The sequence below is a fragment of the Micromonospora sp. DH13 genome (assembly GCF_020873825.1).
Lineage (GTDB): Bacteria > Actinomycetota > Actinomycetes > Mycobacteriales > Micromonosporaceae > Micromonospora > Micromonospora haikouensis.
In genome coordinates this window covers 51,454-65,761 of record NZ_JAHWGR010000017.1, presented here as the reverse complement: position 1 = coordinate 65,761, position 14,308 = coordinate 51,454, and the positions used below count along the sequence as shown (strand labels likewise).

The window sequence follows — 14,308 nt, the reverse complement described above, 5'->3', positions numbered from 1 at the left end:
ACGCCGCGGTGCGTGCCGGATCAGGCGACGAAGCGGGTGCGGCGACGGCGGGCCAGCAGGTAGCCGCCCGCGCCGGCGGCGACCAGCAGCCCGCCGAGGCCGGCGATCAGCCCGGTGGGCACACCGGTGATCGGCAGCGACCCGTCGTCGCCGCCCCCGGTGCCGCCGGCCTGCTTCACCGTGATCTGCGCGGTGTCGTTGGTCGGGTCGAGGTCCTTGACCGGGCCGTCGCCGTCGAAGGTGTGCAGCTTAACCGTGCCGGTCCGGCTGCCGGCCCGGTCGATGCGCAGCGCGAACTCGAACGTCACCCGCTCGCCCTCGCCGATCGTGCCCCGGGCGGAGCACTCGTAGACCCGGGCGCCGGGCTTGCCGGGCTGCCACTCGTCCTCGTCCGGATCCACGCAGGACTTCGACACCGTCACCGCCGTGACGCCCTCCGGCAGCGTCACGATGGTGGCGATGTTGAGCCCCCGCTGGCCGTTGGGCCCGACGCGCGCCGGGCCGTTGTTGCGGTAGCCGACGGTCATCGGCACGGTGGCACCGACCGCGCCAGTGACCGTGGCGCCCTGCGCGGCGGCGTCGCCGCGCTGGTCACCGGCGACGGTCAGCGTGACCCGGGTCTCGTTGTCGACGGGGCTGGTGTCGGTCTGACCGGCCGCGCGCGCCTGTGCGCCGCCCGCCGGCACCAGCTTCAGGGCCGCGTCGGTGCCCTTGCGGCCGAACGGCTCGGCCGGCCCGTGCTGGGCCCGGAACTCCGCCCAGTCGGCCGGGGTGAACCACACGGCGAAGCTGTAGTGCAGGTTCGGGGCCCAGGCGTCGGCGGGGATCGTCCCGCCGAACGTCGGGTCCACCCGGACCGTCTCGCCGGGAGCCAGCTCGTCGTCGAAGGTGCAGGCGAAGCTGCTGTCGTCGAGGGTCGGGTCGACGTACTCGCAGTTGCTGTAGCGCTTCCCCGGGGTGAACCCGTAGGAGCCGGACAGGTACAGCACCGCGCCGCGGGCGGTCGTCGTGCCCCGGTTCGTCACCGCCAGCGGCACGTCGACCCGGGCGCCGGGCCGGCCGTCGAGCGGGAGCTGCCGGTCGGCGACGAGGTCGACCCCCTCGCCCGTGCTGACGGTCGACTCGTAGGTCGCCGTGCCCACGCCGGGCGCGGTCACCGTGAACGCCAGGGTGCCCTGCCGGCCCGGCTCCGCGCCCGCCCGCGCCGTCACCGGCAGGCTGACCAGGCTCGAATCCTCGCCGTCGTCGGTGATCGCGCAGGTGATGACGTCGCCCGCCGTCGTGCAGGAGCCCCGGTCGTCCTCGGCGACCTCGGCGAACGCGGCGACCGCGCTGCGGTCCACCCGCACCGTGTACGTGCCGAAGGCCCGGTCCGGCAGCGCGCGCAGCGAGACCCACTTCTGCGGGCCGCCGGGGGCGACGGTCACGTCGTTGGCGTAGAGCGTCACCTCGTCGGCCGGTGCGACGGCGACGGCGGCGCCGGTGGGGGTCGCGACGAGCGCGCCGGCCACGGCCAACCCGGCGAGCCAGCGGCGGGCGGGGTGCGGGTGCATGGCGGTGCCTCCGGTCGGGAGGGCGGACGGGGGTGCGGTCAGGCTCTCACGGATTCCGCCGCCGTGGTGACCCGTACCGCGCTGCGGGATCAGCGCAGGTGACGCTATCGCCGCCGGTCACCCGGGTTGCCCGGCGTCGGCCGGAGGCCGTCGAGGAGGACCCGCAGGTAGCGGTCGGCCCGCTCGTCGGGCCCGTCGCCGATACGCACGGCGAAGGCCACGCCACAGAGGAGATGACGCAGGTCGTCCTCGGTGAGGTCGGGGCGCAGCGTGCCGGCCCGTCGGGCGTCGTCGAGCACGGCCCGCGCCAGCTCACCGAGTTCGGCGCGGCGGGCGGTGGTGCCGGGGTCGGCGTCCTGCTCCGGTTCCCCGGCGATCACCTCGGCGAACGCCGGGTCGGCCAGCTGCCGCGTCAGGAGCGCCCGCAGGAGGATCTCGATGCCGGTCCCCGGGTCGTCGTGGTGCCTCGCGGACCGGGCGTCGTCGAGCAGCGCGGTGAAGGTGTCCTCGGCGAGGGCCTCCAGCAGCGCGCGGCGGGTCGGGAAGTGCCGGTAGACGGTGCCGACGCCGGTGCCGGCGCGGCGGGCGATGTCGTTGTGCTGCAGGGACAGGTCGCCCGAGGCCACCGAGAGTCGGGCGGTCGCCAGCACCCGGTCGCGGTTGCGGGCGGCGTCGGCACGACGTGGTGTGGTCACCCCGCCAGCCTACCGAACCGGATTGACAATCCGCTTCAGGTGGCCTTGAATCGGATAGGTAATCCACTTAACTCCCGGGAGGGGTCCATGGCTCACGCCGCCACCTGGAACATCGCCGACCTGCGCGACCAGACCGGCCGCACGATCGTCGTCACCGGCGCCAGCAGCGGCCTCGGGGTCGCGATCACCCGCCACCTCGCGGCACGCGGGGCCCGCGTGATCATGGCGGTCCGCGACACCGGCAAGGGCGATCGCGTACGCGACCGACTGCGCGCCGAGCACCCGAAGGCGGACCTCGACGTCCGCCACCTGGACCTGCTCGACCTCGACACCGCGCGCCGCTTCGCCGCCGGCCTGCGCGCCGAGCGGGTCACCGTCGACGCGCTCGTCAACAACGGCGGCATCGGCAACGTGCCCCGACGGCTGAGCCCGCAGGGGGTGGAGAGCCAGCTCGCGACCAACCACCTTGGCCACTTCGCGCTCACCGGCCTGCTCCTCGACCGGCTGGCCGAGGGGCGCGACCCGGTCGTGGTCACCGTCGCCTCCGGCCTCTACCGGCTGGGCCGCCTAGACCTCGACGACCTCGCCGCCGAACGCCGCTACTCCCGGGGCGGCGCGTACGCCACCTCCAAGCTCGCCAACGTGCTCTTCGCCCTGGAACTCGACCGCCGCCTGCGCGCCGCCGGCTCCCCGGTGCGCAGCCTGCTCGCCCATCCCGGCGTGGCGAGGACCGACCTGGACCGCGACTCGCCGCCCCTGATCCGCGCCGTCGGAGCGGTGCTGAGGCTGTTCCTGAGCCGGCCGGTCGACGACGCCGTGACGGCGATCCTCTACGCCGCCACCGAGCCTGCGGCGCCCACCGGCCGCCACATCGGACCGGGTCGGCCGCCCCGCCCGGCCCGGCCGACGTTCGAGACGCTCGCCGGGGCGGCCACCGACCCCGACCTCGCGGCGCGGCTGTGGGCCCGCTCCGCGCAGCTCACCGGAGTGGACGTCCCGCCGGGGTGTTAGATGGGATCATGGACATCGTCGAGCGGCTGGCCGGGGCCTCGCGGATCGGGCTGGGGCTGGCGGCCGTCGGCCGGCCGGGCTACATCAATCTCGGCCGGGCCGCCGACCTGCCGGCCGAGCGCTCCGTCGAGGCGATGCGGGCCCGCGCCCACGAGCTGCTCGACCGGGCGTACGCGGCCGGCGTCCGCTACGTCGACGTCGCCCGCTCCTACGGCCGGGCCGAGGAGTTCCTGGCCCAGTGGCTGCACGCCCGGCCGGAGGCGGACGACGTCGTCGTCGGCAGCAAGTGGGGCTACACCTACACGGCCGGGTGGCGGGTCGACGCCGAGGTGCACGAGACCAAGGACCACGGCGTCGCCACGTTCACCCGGCAGCTCGGCGAGACGCGGGCGCTGCTCGGCGACCGCCTCGACCTCTACCAGATCCACTCGGTCACCCCGGACAGCCCCGCCCTGCACGACGCGGACCTGCACCGGCGGCTCGCCGACCTCGGCGCGCAGGGCACGGTGGTCGGGCTGTCGACCAGCGGCCCGGCGCAGGCCGAGACGATCCGGGCGGCGCTCGGCGTCCGGGTCGACGGTCGGCCGCTGTTCCGCAGCGTGCAGGCGACCTGGAATCTCCTGGAGCCCAGCGCCGGCCCGGCGCTCGCGCAGGCGCACGCGGCCGGCTGCCTGGTCATCGTGAAGGAGGCGCTGGCCAACGGCCGGCTCGCCGTGGGCGAGCACGCGCCCGGCGACGCCGCCGCGCTCGCGGCGGCGCTGCGCCAGCCGTGGGCGACCGTCGTGCTCTCCGGAGCCGCGACCGGCGACCAGTTGGCCTCGAACCTGCGGGCGCAGGAGTGCACCGGCGACCCCGACCGGTGGGCGGGCCTGGCCGTGCCCGCCACCCGCTACTGGGCCGACCGGTCGCGGCTGCCCTGGGCCTAGTCACCGGCCTCGCGCGGGTCGGGCCGCCCCGGGCCCAGCCGCCGGTCTCGCGCGGGTCGGGCCGCCCCGGGCCCAGCCGCCGGTCTCGCGCGGGTCGGGCCGCCCCGGGCCCAGCCGCCGGTCTCACCCGGTCGCGGTCGTCGCCCCGGGCCTAGCCCTTCGCCTCACGCGGTCGCGGCGGGTTCGCCGGGACGACCAGTTCCACCTCGTTCGCCTCCAGGGCGTCCCTCAGCTCGGGTGCCGGCATCCGGTCGGTGACCAGGTAGTCGGCGACGCCCAGCTCCGAGACCTGGGCGAACAGCCGGCGGCCGAACTTGGACGAGTCGGCGAGGATCGCCACCCGGGTCGCGCGGGAGAGCATCTCCTGCATCATCGCGGCCTCGGCGAGGTTGCTCGTCGTGTAGCCGGCGTCGGCGTCGACCGCGCCGACGCCGATCAGCGCCAGGTCGCAGCTGACGTCCAGCTCGGCGCCGGTGTTGGCGCGGAAGCTGACCGGGCCGACCGTGGCCAGGGTGAGCGAGCGCACCGCGCCGCCGAAGATGTAGATGTCGCGGACGGCCGTGGCCGGCAGCGCGCCGGGCACCAGCAGGTTGTTCGTCGCCACCGTGAGGTCGCGGTGCTGGCGCAGGTTGCGGGCGAGCGCGAGCGTGGTCGTCCCGCCGTTGATCATGATGGTCGAGCCGTCCTGGACCAGCCCCGCGGCCAGCGTCGCGATCTTCTCCTTCTCGCGTTCCTGGAAGGTGAGCCGCTGGTCGACGGCCCGGTCGGTGCGGGAGACCGTGGCGAGGCTGACGGCGCCGCCGTACGTGCGCACGAGGACGCCCTCGGCGCTGAGCTGGTCCAGGTCGCGCCGCACGGTGTCGATGGAGACGCCGAAGCGCTCCGCCAGCTCGCCCACCGTGACCTGGCCGGCGTCGGCGACGTACGCGGCAAGCTGGGCCTTGCGTCCGGCGGGCAGGTGGCGCTGCCGTTCGTCCCTGTCCTCGGTCACTGATCTCCCTCCATCAGTGCGGCAGTATGCCACAAATGCGGCCCACCCACGCGCATCGCCGCACAGAACAGCAGGGACCAGCTCGCCCCCGCAGGGCAGCCGAAGCGGTCCCCACCTGCCCACAAGCAGGGCACCAGCAGACCCTCGGGCCAGCCAGTCGGCCTTGCAGCGCCGCACTATGCCGCACTCCGCAGTTTTCTGCTGTTCTTCTCTTGTCCCCATCCGTAACACGCTGCTAACGTGGCCGCCAACACAGCACAGAACAGAAAGATCTAGATATAGAAGGAGCCCGCCATGACGACTCGCGCTACCCGGCTGAAGCGACTGATAGGGGCGGTGACGGTGGCTGCAACGGTCGCCACCGTCGCGGCGTGCGGCTCGGGCGACTCGGGGGACGCCGCCGCGGACGGCACCGTCACGCTGGAGTTCGCCCAGTGGTGGGGTGCCGAACTCCCGGCCGGGGACTTTGACAAGATCATCAACGACTTCACGGCACAGAACCCGAACATCAAGATCAAGCTGCTCAGCGCGCCGTACGCCTCCACCAAGCAGCAGCTCGTCACCGCCGCGGCGTCCAAGACGCTGCCCGACGTGGTCGGCCTCGACGGAGCCTGGGTCAACGACTTCGCCAAGCAGGGCGCGATCGCCGACATGTCCAAGCTGATGACGGACGCGAACTACGACTCCAGCCAGCTCGCCAGCCAGATCCAGCTCGACGGCAAGACCTACATGATCCCGGTCGTCAACTTCGTCTACCCGCTCTTCGTCAACAAGGACCTGTTGACCAAGGCCGGCGTCGCGGACGTGCCCGCCACGCGCAGCGAGTTCCTCGACGCGGCGAAGAAGATCAGCGCCACCGGCGACAACGTCAAGGGCTGGGCGCTCCCGCTCGACACCGCCGTGCCCAACGGCATCCAGAACGACGTCATGTCCTGGCTGTGGGCCTCGGGCGGCAGCATGCTGACCGACGGCAAGCCGAACCTGACCAGCCCCCAGGTCAAGAGCACCGTCGAGTACGTCAAGAGCCTCAACGACGCCGGCGTCATCGCCCCCGGCTCCCTCACCATGAAGGAGCAGGACAAGGTCGAGAAGTTCACCAACGGCCAGGTCGGCATGATGATCGACTCGCTCGCGCACATCAACCTGATCAAGAAGAACAAGCCGGACCTGAACTTCGAGGTGGCGGCCCTGCCGGCCGAGGACGGCTACACCGGCAAGCGCGGCATCCCGTACGCGTCGTGGGGCATCGGCATCTCCAACTCCACCAAGCACAAGGCCGAGGCGTTCAAGTTCGTCTCCTACCTGATGAGCCAGGAGACCAACGCGAAGCTGAGCACCATCGCCAACGGCTTCCCCGGCAACAAGAACGCCGAGCCCGACTTCAGCAACAGCGACCCGCTGTTCAAGTCGGCCTTCGACATCTACAAGCAGGGCTACCCGGCCAACGAGTTCGTCGGCCTGCCCAAGGCCGAGGACCTCATGCGCAGCTTCGACGAGCAGCTCCAGCTCGTGCTGACCGGCAAGCAGAGCGTCGACGACGCCCTGAGCAAGTCGCAGGAGTCCTGGACCTCGGTGATCGGTTAGTCCACCCGGGCGCCGCGCCGGTCCTCCGGCGCGGCGCCCGACCAAGGAGACAGCGATGACATCCGCGCACGTCGAGCCCGTGACCGCGCCGCAGGGCGCGCCGCCGGCCGAGCGGGCCACCCCCGGCCGGGCCCGCGCCAACCCGGCCCGGCGCCTGATCCCGTACGCCTACCTGTCCCCCACGATCGTGCTGGTCGTGGTCCTGATGATCGTCCCCATCGTCATGGTGGTCGGCTACTCGTTCCGGGACAACGTGATCGTCCAGGAGAACCCGGTGTTCGTCGGGTTCGCCAACTACGCCAAGGTGCTCACCGACCTGGACTTCCTGGCCGCGCTGAAGAACACCGCCGTCTTCATCTCGGTCAGCACCGTCGCCCACCTGGTCCTCGGCCTCGCCTTCGCGATGATGCTCAACACGCAGTTGCTGAGCGGGGTCACCAAGGCGATCTTCCGGATCGTCTACATCCTGCCCTGGCTGTTCACGATCGCGGTGATCGCCGTCATCTGGCGGCTGCTGCTCGACCCGGCCGGCGTGGTCAACTACGTGCTGCAGACGCTCGGCCTCGTGCAGGAGGGCGTGAACTGGCTCGGCGACCCGGGCACGGCACTCTGGGCGGTCACGTTCGCCAACATCTGGTCCGGCTACCCGTTCTTCATGATCAGCCTGCTCGCCGCGTTGCAGGGCATCTCCGCCGACCTCTACGAGGCCGCCGCCGTGGACGGGGCCGGCCCGCTGCGGCGGTTCCTCAACGTGACGCTGCCGCAGCTGCGGCCGGTGATCGTCAGCATGGCGGTGCTCGACCTGATCTGGACCTCCCAGCAGTTCGCGCTGATCTGGATGATGACCGGCGGCGGTCCGCTGAACACCACCGAGATGCTCAGCACCTACACCTACAAGCAGGCCTTCAGCGAGTACGAGTTCGCGAGCGCCTCGGCCGCCGCCGTGATCGTGCTGCTGCTGACGATGGTCCTGGCCTTCTTCTACGTACGCCAGCAGCAAAGGGAGCGGTGAGATGGCAGGCGTCAAGCGGCGGCACACCCTCGCGAAGGCCGGCGTCGTCACGGGGCTCGTCCTCGGCGGGCTGTTCGCCGCCCTGCCGGTGCTGTGGATGCTCTCCACCTCGTTCAAGAGCAACGGGGAGGTCTTCCAGAATCCGCCGCAGTTGATCACCGAGGGCTTCTCGTTCGACGCGTACCGGGAGATCCTGGGCAACGGCGAGCAGCTGCGGTTCTTCCTCAACAGCTACATCGTCGCCGGTGCGGTGACCGTCCTGACGCTGCTGGTGGCCGTCCTGGCGGGGTTCGCGTTCAGCCGCTTCACGTTCCCGTTCCAGCGGACCATCAACGCCGTGATCGTCAGCGTCCAGGCGGTGCCGCCGATCACGCTGGTCATCCCCTACTTCGGGCTCGTCGTCGCGCTCGGCCTCTACAACACCTACGCCGGGCTGATCCTCACCCACATGGTGTTCACCCTGCCGTACGCGATCATCATGACCACCGCGTACCTGAACACCCTGCCCAAGGAGCTGGACGAGTCGGTCAAGGTCGACGGCGGCACCGGCTGGACGGCGCTGTGGCGCATCCTCGTGCCGATCTCGGTGCCCGGCCTCATCGCGGTCGGGGTCTACACGTTCATGATCTCGTGGAACGAGTACCTGTTCGCGCTGACGCTGACCCGCACCAACGACATGCGCACGGTGCCCATCGGCATCCAGATGCTCATGGGCCAGCACTCGTACGAGTGGAACCAGATGATGGCGATGAGCATCCTCGGCTCCATCCCGGTCCTCGTGCTCTTCCTCCTCTTCCAACGGCGCTTCATCGGCGGGCTCACCGCCGGTGCCGTGAAGGCCTGACCACACCCTCTGCACTAAGGAGTAACACCGACATGCTGACGACCGGCAAGGCGATCCTGGACGTCGCCAACGAGCACAGCTTCGCCGTGCCCGCGTTCAACATCAGCGACTGGGCCATGTTCCGGGGCATCGTGGAGATCAGCGAGGAGAAGAACGCTCCCCTGATCGTCGGGATCCACCCGGACGAGGTGCGGCACATCGGCCGCGAGATGATCACCGGCATCATCGAGCGCGCGCACAGCTCGACCGTCCCGATCGCGATCCACTGGGACCACGGCGCGACCTACGAGCAGATGCTCCAGGCGTTCCAGTACGGCTTCACGTCCGTGATGATCGACGGCTCGCTGAAGCCGTTCGACGAGAACCTCGCCATCACCAAGAAGGTCACCGACTCCGCGCACGTCCTGGGCGTGTCGGTGGAGGGCGAACTGGGCACGATCGGCGGCAACGACAGCTACGCCGAGGCCGGCGCGGCCGAGATCATCTACACCGACCCGGACGACGCGGTCACCTTCGTGAAGACCACGGGCGTCGACAGCCTCGCCATCGCGATCGGCACCTTCCACGGCTTCTACCCGGCACACCTCAAGCCGGAGCTGAAGCTCGACCTGCTCAAGGAGATCAAGAGCCGGGTGGGGATCCCGCTGGTGCTGCACGGCGGCTCCGGCAACCCGGACGACGAGATCCGCGAGGCCGCCCGGATCGGCATCAACAAGATCAACATCTCGACGGACATCAAGGTCGCCTACCACGACAAGATGCGCGAGGTGCTGGGCAGCGACTCGAAGGTGCGCGAGCCCAACGCCATCCAGCCCGCCTGCCTCGACGCCATGAAGGAGGTCGCCGCGCACAAGATCGACCTGTTCGGCGCCACCGGCAAGGGCTCGCTCTACTGACATGGCCGACGCCTCCCGGGTGGTCCTCGGCCTCGGCGGCTGCGTCGACCAGGAGCTGACGCTCACCGCCGACGTCCTGGAACGGCTGGTCACCGACTACGGCATCGCCGCCGCCGAACTGGCGGCACCGCCCAGCGCGGTACACGGCGAGCGGGACCTCGTGGTGTCCATCCTCGGCTACGTGGCCCGGGGCCGGGGCGGCGAGCACTTCGTCGCCGCCGCCCCGGCCCTGGAGACCTTCGCCGGCCGGTTCCCGCACCGCACGACCCTGGGCGGCACCTCCGTGCGGGCCGGGATCCTGCTCAGCCGGCTGGGCGTGCCGTCGACGCTGCACCTGGTCAGCGTCAACGACACCGTCCGGCGGCTGCTGCCGGCCGGCACCGCGTACGTCTCCAGCGGCGTCGCGGACACCTACCATCCCCACCTGATCGTCCAATATCACCAGGGCCTGCGGATCCGGGCCGGCGACATCGACGTCACCGCGCCGTTCCCCAACCGGCTGATCTACGTCAACGACCCGGCCAACAGCGCGCTGCTGCTCACCGGCGACCTCGGCGACCGGCTCGGCCACGCCGACGTCTTCCTGATCTCCGGCTTCAACGCCATGCGCGACGCGGCCGAACTCGACCGGCGGCTCGCCGAGCTGCGCGCCCACATGCGGCGGCTGCCGCCTGCGGCGGTGACCTACTTCGAGGACGCCGCCTACCACGAGCCCGGCTTCAGCCGCCGGGTCCGCGACGCGCTGCTCGACGCGATCGACGTGTACGGGCTCAACGAGGACGAGCTGCAGTCCTACCTCGGGCGCCCGGTGGACCTGCTCTCTGCCGACGAGGTCGCCGACGCGCTCACCGCCGTGCACGCCCTCGTCCCCGCCCCGACGCTGGTGCTGCACACGAAGTACTGGGCGGCGGCCCTCGGCGCGAACGCCCGGCGCTACGCCGACGCCCTCGACACCGGCACCCTGCTGGCCGCGACCCGCTACGCCCACGGCGACGACTTCACCGACGCCGACGTCGACCGGCTGCGCCGGCAGCCCCGCCGGCCCGAGTCCGTCGCCTTCGCCGCCGCGCTGCACGAGCGGCTCGGCGACCGGGTCCACTGCGTCCCCGGGTTCGCCCTCGACGTCGCCAGCCCCACCACCATCGGCCTGGGCGACACCTTCGTCGGCGGCTTCCTCGCCGCGCTCGTCCGCCAGGAGGAACGATGACCATCGAGGCGCTGCCCGCCAACCAGCCCGAGACGTTCTACCGGGGGGACGGCCGGATCGCGCGGTTCCGCGACGCGCCGGCGCTGCCCGACCGCCCCGAGGACTGGGTGGGCTCGGTGACCAGCCGGTTCGGGCTCGCCCCGGCCGGGCTGTCCACCCTGCCCGACGGGCGGGTGCTCGCCGAGGCCGTCGCCGCCGACCCGCACTGGTGGCTCGGCCCACGCCGCGCCGACACCGGCGTGCTGGTGAAGCTGCTCGACGCCGGCCAGCGGCTGCCGCTGCACGTGCACCCCGACCGCCGCTTCGCCACCGCGCACCTCGCCTCCCCGTACGGAAAGACCGAGGCATGGGTGATCGTCTCCGCGCGCCCCGACGCGTACGTCCATCTGGGTTTCGCCCGCGACGTCGCCGCCGACGAGCTGGCCGGCTGGGTCGCCGGCCAGCAGGTCGACCGGATGCTCGCCGCCACCAACCGGATCCCGGTCGCGGCCGGCGACGCGATCCTCTGCCCGGCCGGGCTGCCGCACGCGATCGGCGACGGCATCCTGCTGGTCGAGGTCCAGGAGCCGACCGACTACTCGGTGCTGCTGGAATACGAGGGCTTCGGCCTGACCGAGGGGCACCTCGGCCTCGGCTACGACCTGGCCCTGAGCTGCGTCGACCGGGGCGCGTGGACGCCTGCGCGCCTCGCCGGGCTGCGGGGCGACGGGGCGCGGCTGCTGCCCGAGGCCGCCGACGAGTTCTTCGCCGCCCACCGGGTGCGCGGCGGCGACCGCCTGGCGCAGGGCTTCGCCGTCCTGGTCGTGGTGGCGGGCGCGGGGCGGCTCACCGGCGAACGCGACGACGTGCCGGTACGCCGGGGGGACACGCTGCTGGTCCCGTACGCCGCCGGCCCGCTGCGCCTCGACGGCGCGGTCGAGGCGATCCGCCTGGCGGCACCCGCCGCCTGAGCCGCGCCGCAGCAACGGCGACCTCGTCGACGACCGGCTTGTTCACTCGTAGTGGTAGCGGCACTGCGCGATCTGCACGGTGTCGTCGACGATCCGATACACCAGGCGGTGTTCCTGGTCGATGCGTCTCGACCAGAATCCCGACCAGTTGCCCCGGAGTTGCTCCGGCTTCCCGATGCCCTGGTGGCCGTTGCGCCGGATGTCCTCGATCAGGGTGTTCACCCGCTTGAGCATCGGGCGGTCCCGCTGCCAGGCCTGGTAGTCCTCCCACCCTCGGCTGGCGAACTGGACCTTCACGCCGCCGACGCCTCACCTGCACCGGCATCGGGGTCGATCAGGTCGTGCATCTCCCCGCCCCCGTTGCGCAGCTCTTCGACGGCCTCGTTCAGGCGGCGCGCGTTGGCGGGGCTGGCCATCAGGTACGCCGTCTCCTTCAGCGACTCGTACTCACGCAGCGAGATGATGACGGCGGCCTCACGACCCGACCGGGTGACGACCACCTCCTCGGCGTCGTCCACCACATGGTCGAGCAGCTTGGCGAGGTTCTGCCGGACCTCCGAGTAGGGGACCATGCGCATGATGCCTCCCTGGCGTGGTGTACAAGAAATTGTACAACGAGGCGGCGAGGTCCGAACCCGTTTGCCGGCCCCACCGGGCTCCCCTACTCTTTCCCTCGGCACCTCCCGGTGCGCAGGCAACGGCTACTTCCGCTTCCAACGGGGAGACGCGGGTTCGAATCCCGCCACCGCCTCTCGGCGGTGTCGACCAGCGGCCCAGGTCACCTTGGCCCGCGAGGGCCGGTCGCCGTCGCCGCTCTGATCTCGGGAGGCGTCGTCACGCCGCACACCCGGTGCGCAGGCAACGGTTACTTCTCGGATCCGCGGGTTGGGGGTTCGAGTCCCCCGCACGCCCCGGCGTGCTAGCTCAACCGGACAGAGCAGCGGACACAAGTCCGTCGCCGACTGACGATCTCGGGTGTGCGGTGTGCCGGTGTCTCCCCGCCTTCGACCGACACGGGGGACGCGATGGCCAGGTTCAACCTCAAGCTGCCCCGGCACCGGCCCGGGGCCGACCGCCCGGCCGCCGAGGCCATGACCGCCGAGGGCGCACCGGGGTTCCTGCGCGGGCAGCGGGCCGAGCTGTTCCTGCTCGCGGTGTCCAACATGGTCGGCACCGACACCTTCTACGAGGCCGCCGCCGACCGGGACGCCCGGTTCCGTGAGCTGGTGGCCGCCGTCGCGGTCGCCGACCCCGACTGGTTCGCGCGGTTCGTGCCGTGGCTGCGCACCGGCGCGCTGCTGCGGTCGGCGTCCGTGGTGGCCGCGCTGGAGGGCTCCCGGGCGCAGGTCGCGGCCGGGGTGCCCGGCTCCCGGGCGGTCGTGGGGGCGGCGTTGCAGCGCGCCGACGAGCCGGGCGAGGCGCTGGCGTACTGGCTGGGCCGCCACGGCCGGGCCCTGCCGAAGCCGGTCAAGCGGGGCGTCGCCGACGCCGTCGTGCGGCTCTACCACGAGCGCAGCCTGCTCAGGTACGACTCCGACGGCGACGCCGTGCGGTTCGGCGACGTCATCGAGCTGACCCACCCGGTAGCGCGGGACGCGCGGCAGGGCGACCTGTTCCGGCACGCCCTCGACCGGCGGCACAAGCGCGACAACCCACTGCCGGAGTCGCTGACCGTGCTGGCGGCCCGGGCCGAGCTGATGGCCCTGCCCGTGCAGCGGCGGCGGGAGGTCACCGACCCGGCGGTGCTCGGCGCGGCCGGCATGAGCTGGGAGGCGCTCGCCGGCTGGCGGCAGGCCCCCATGGACGCCGCCGCCTGGGAGGCGATCATCCCGACCATGGGCTACCTGGCACTGCTGCGCAACCTGCGCAACTTCGACCGGGCCGGCGTCGGCGACGCCGTCGCCGAGGCGGTGGCGGCGAAGCTGACCGACCCGGGCGAGATCGCGCGCTCGCGCGTGCTGCCGATGCGCTTCCTGTCGGCCCACAACGCCGCGCCGAGCCTGCGGTGGGCGTACCCGCTGGAGCGGGCGTTGCAGCAGGCGCTGGCGAACGTGCCCGCCCTGGACGGCCGCACCCTGATCCTGATCGACACGTCGGGGTCGATGAACAGCACGTTCAGCCGGGACGGCACGCTGCGCTGCTGGGACGCGGCCACCGTGTTCGGTCTCGCGCTGGCCGCCCGCGCCCGGGACGCGACGGTGGTGTCGTTCTCCCACGCCAGCCGGGTGTTCCCGGCCGTGGCGGGCGAGTCGGTGCTGGCGGCGGTGCGCCGGTTCCGCGAGGGCGGCTACTTCTACGGCGGCGGCACCCAGACCGAGCAGGCCATCCGGCGGCACTACGCCGGGCACGACCGCGTGGTCGTCCTCACCGACGAGCAGGCGCACTGGCACGACGCCCCCGATGTCACGGCCGCGGTGCCGGCCCACGTGCCGACGTACACCTGGAACCTGGTCGGCTACCGGGTCGGGCACGCGCCGACGGTCGGCAACCGGCACACGTTCGGCGGCCTGTCCGACGCCGCGTTCGCGATGATCCCCCTCGTCGAGGCCGGGTCCCGCGACCGGTGGCCGTTCTGAGCGGCGCGAAACGAGGGCGGGCCCCGGTCGATCGTCAGCGATCGACCGGGGCCCGTCGGTTGG

General features: G+C 72.1%; 14 protein-coding genes. 9 read left to right on the top strand and 5 right to left on the bottom strand.

What is annotated here, in order from left to right; translation table 11 throughout:
• Positions 1-20: 20 nt before the first annotated feature.
• Positions 21-1,553, bottom strand: a complete 1,533-nt coding sequence (locus LPA42_RS18110) for a cell wall anchor protein (RefSeq protein ID WP_077936970.1) — start codon at positions 1,551-1,553, stop codon at positions 21-23.
• Between the two features lie 104 nt (positions 1,554-1,657).
• Complete coding sequence (locus tag LPA42_RS18105) at positions 1,658-2,248, bottom strand: TetR/AcrR family transcriptional regulator (protein ID WP_198956498.1); 591 nt, start codon at positions 2,246-2,248, stop codon at positions 1,658-1,660.
• Positions 2,249-2,335: 87 nt separating this feature from the next.
• Here LPA42_RS18105 and LPA42_RS18100 point away from each other — a divergent pair, with 87 nt between their 5' ends.
• Together LPA42_RS18100 and LPA42_RS18095 are read left to right on the top strand one after the other, a co-directional pair.
• The gene (locus LPA42_RS18100; protein ID WP_077936969.1) at positions 2,336-3,259 is read left to right on the top strand and encodes an oxidoreductase; all 924 of its coding nucleotides are present in this window, start codon (positions 2,336-2,338) and stop codon (positions 3,257-3,259) included.
• Positions 3,260-3,267: 8 nt separating this feature from the next.
• Positions 3,268-4,185, top strand: coding sequence for an aldo/keto reductase (locus tag LPA42_RS18095; protein WP_077936968.1), 918 nt, complete (start codon positions 3,268-3,270; stop codon positions 4,183-4,185).
• A gap of 151 nt (positions 4,186-4,336) precedes the next feature.
• Here LPA42_RS18095 and LPA42_RS18090 read toward each other — a convergent pair whose 3' ends face one another.
• Positions 4,337-5,176, bottom strand: coding sequence for a DeoR/GlpR family DNA-binding transcription regulator (locus LPA42_RS18090; protein WP_077936967.1), 840 nt, complete (start codon positions 5,174-5,176; stop codon positions 4,337-4,339).
• Positions 5,177-5,470: 294 nt separating this feature from the next.
• Here LPA42_RS18090 and LPA42_RS18085 point away from each other — a divergent pair, with 294 nt between their 5' ends.
• The 6 genes from LPA42_RS18085 to LPA42_RS18060 are packed head-to-tail and all read left to right on the top strand — an operon-like array spanning position 5,471 to position 11,669.
• Positions 5,471-6,760, top strand: a complete 1,290-nt coding sequence (locus LPA42_RS18085; RefSeq protein ID WP_077936966.1) for a sugar ABC transporter substrate-binding protein — start codon at positions 5,471-5,473, stop codon at positions 6,758-6,760.
• A gap of 55 nt (positions 6,761-6,815) precedes the next feature.
• Positions 6,816-7,772 carry a carbohydrate ABC transporter permease gene (locus LPA42_RS18080; RefSeq protein ID WP_077936965.1) on the top strand — a complete coding sequence of 319 codons (957 nt, stop codon included), beginning with the start codon at positions 6,816-6,818 and terminating at the stop codon, positions 7,770-7,772.
• A gap of 1 nt (position 7,773) precedes the next feature.
• The gene (locus LPA42_RS18075; protein ID WP_077936964.1) at positions 7,774-8,616 is read left to right on the top strand and encodes a carbohydrate ABC transporter permease; all 843 of its coding nucleotides are present in this window, start codon (positions 7,774-7,776) and stop codon (positions 8,614-8,616) included.
• A 32-nt stretch (positions 8,617-8,648) separates the two neighbouring features.
• Complete coding sequence (locus LPA42_RS18070) at positions 8,649-9,512, top strand: ketose-bisphosphate aldolase (RefSeq protein ID WP_077936963.1); 864 nt, start codon at positions 8,649-8,651, stop codon at positions 9,510-9,512.
• A 1-nt stretch (position 9,513) separates the two neighbouring features.
• On the top strand, positions 9,514-10,719 hold the full coding sequence (locus LPA42_RS18065; RefSeq protein WP_077936962.1) for an ADP-dependent glucokinase/phosphofructokinase: 1,206 nt from the start codon (positions 9,514-9,516) through the stop codon (positions 10,717-10,719).
• Positions 10,716-11,669, top strand: coding sequence for a class I mannose-6-phosphate isomerase (locus tag LPA42_RS18060; RefSeq protein ID WP_077936961.1), 954 nt, complete (start codon positions 10,716-10,718; stop codon positions 11,667-11,669). The genes LPA42_RS18065 and LPA42_RS18060 overlap by 4 nt, the downstream gene beginning before the upstream one ends.
• A gap of 42 nt (positions 11,670-11,711) precedes the next feature.
• On the opposite strand, the gene LPA42_RS18055 is transcribed toward LPA42_RS18060, so the two are convergent.
• Both LPA42_RS18055 and LPA42_RS18050 read right to left on the bottom strand, forming a co-directional pair.
• Entirely contained in the window at positions 11,712-11,966 is a 255-nt protein-coding gene (locus LPA42_RS18055; protein WP_077936960.1) for a Txe/YoeB family addiction module toxin, read from the bottom strand.
• Complete coding sequence (locus LPA42_RS18050; RefSeq protein WP_077936959.1) at positions 11,963-12,247, bottom strand: type II toxin-antitoxin system Phd/YefM family antitoxin; 285 nt, start codon at positions 12,245-12,247, stop codon at positions 11,963-11,965. The genes LPA42_RS18055 and LPA42_RS18050 overlap by 4 nt, the downstream gene beginning before the upstream one ends.
• Before the next feature lie 447 nt (positions 12,248-12,694).
• On the opposite strand from LPA42_RS18050, the gene LPA42_RS18045 reads away from it, so the two are divergent.
• A complete protein-coding gene (locus LPA42_RS18045; RefSeq protein ID WP_077936958.1) occupies positions 12,695-14,245 on the top strand; it encodes a TROVE domain-containing protein in 1,551 nt (516 codons plus the stop codon).
• Positions 14,246-14,308 lie beyond the last annotated feature (63 nt).

Excerpts from the sequence above, each read along its gene's own strand:
- LPA42_RS18060 (WP_077936961.1), top strand. The coding sequence starts at position 10,716 with ATGACCATCGAGGCGCTGCCCGCCAACCAGCCCGAGACGTTCTACCGG.
- LPA42_RS18075 (WP_077936964.1), top strand. The coding sequence starts at position 7,774 with ATGGCAGGCGTCAAGCGGCGGCACACCCTCGCGAAGGCCGGCGTCGTC.
- LPA42_RS18045 (WP_077936958.1), top strand. The coding sequence starts at position 12,695 with ATGGCCAGGTTCAACCTCAAGCTGCCCCGGCACCGGCCCGGGGCCGAC.
- LPA42_RS18085 (WP_077936966.1), top strand. The coding sequence starts at position 5,471 with ATGACGACTCGCGCTACCCGGCTGAAGCGACTGATAGGGGCGGTGACG.
- LPA42_RS18080 (WP_077936965.1), top strand. The coding sequence starts at position 6,816 with ATGACATCCGCGCACGTCGAGCCCGTGACCGCGCCGCAGGGCGCGCCG.
- LPA42_RS18100 (WP_077936969.1), top strand. The coding sequence starts at position 2,336 with ATGGCTCACGCCGCCACCTGGAACATCGCCGACCTGCGCGACCAGACC.
- LPA42_RS18095 (WP_077936968.1), top strand. The coding sequence starts at position 3,268 with ATGGACATCGTCGAGCGGCTGGCCGGGGCCTCGCGGATCGGGCTGGGG.
- LPA42_RS18070 (WP_077936963.1), top strand. The coding sequence starts at position 8,649 with ATGCTGACGACCGGCAAGGCGATCCTGGACGTCGCCAACGAGCACAGC.
- LPA42_RS18110 (WP_077936970.1), bottom strand. The coding sequence starts at position 1,553 with ATGCACCCGCACCCCGCCCGCCGCTGGCTCGCCGGGTTGGCCGTGGCC.
- LPA42_RS18050 (WP_077936959.1), bottom strand. The coding sequence starts at position 12,247 with ATGCGCATGGTCCCCTACTCGGAGGTCCGGCAGAACCTCGCCAAGCTG.
- LPA42_RS18065 (WP_077936962.1), top strand. The coding sequence starts at position 9,514 with ATGGCCGACGCCTCCCGGGTGGTCCTCGGCCTCGGCGGCTGCGTCGAC.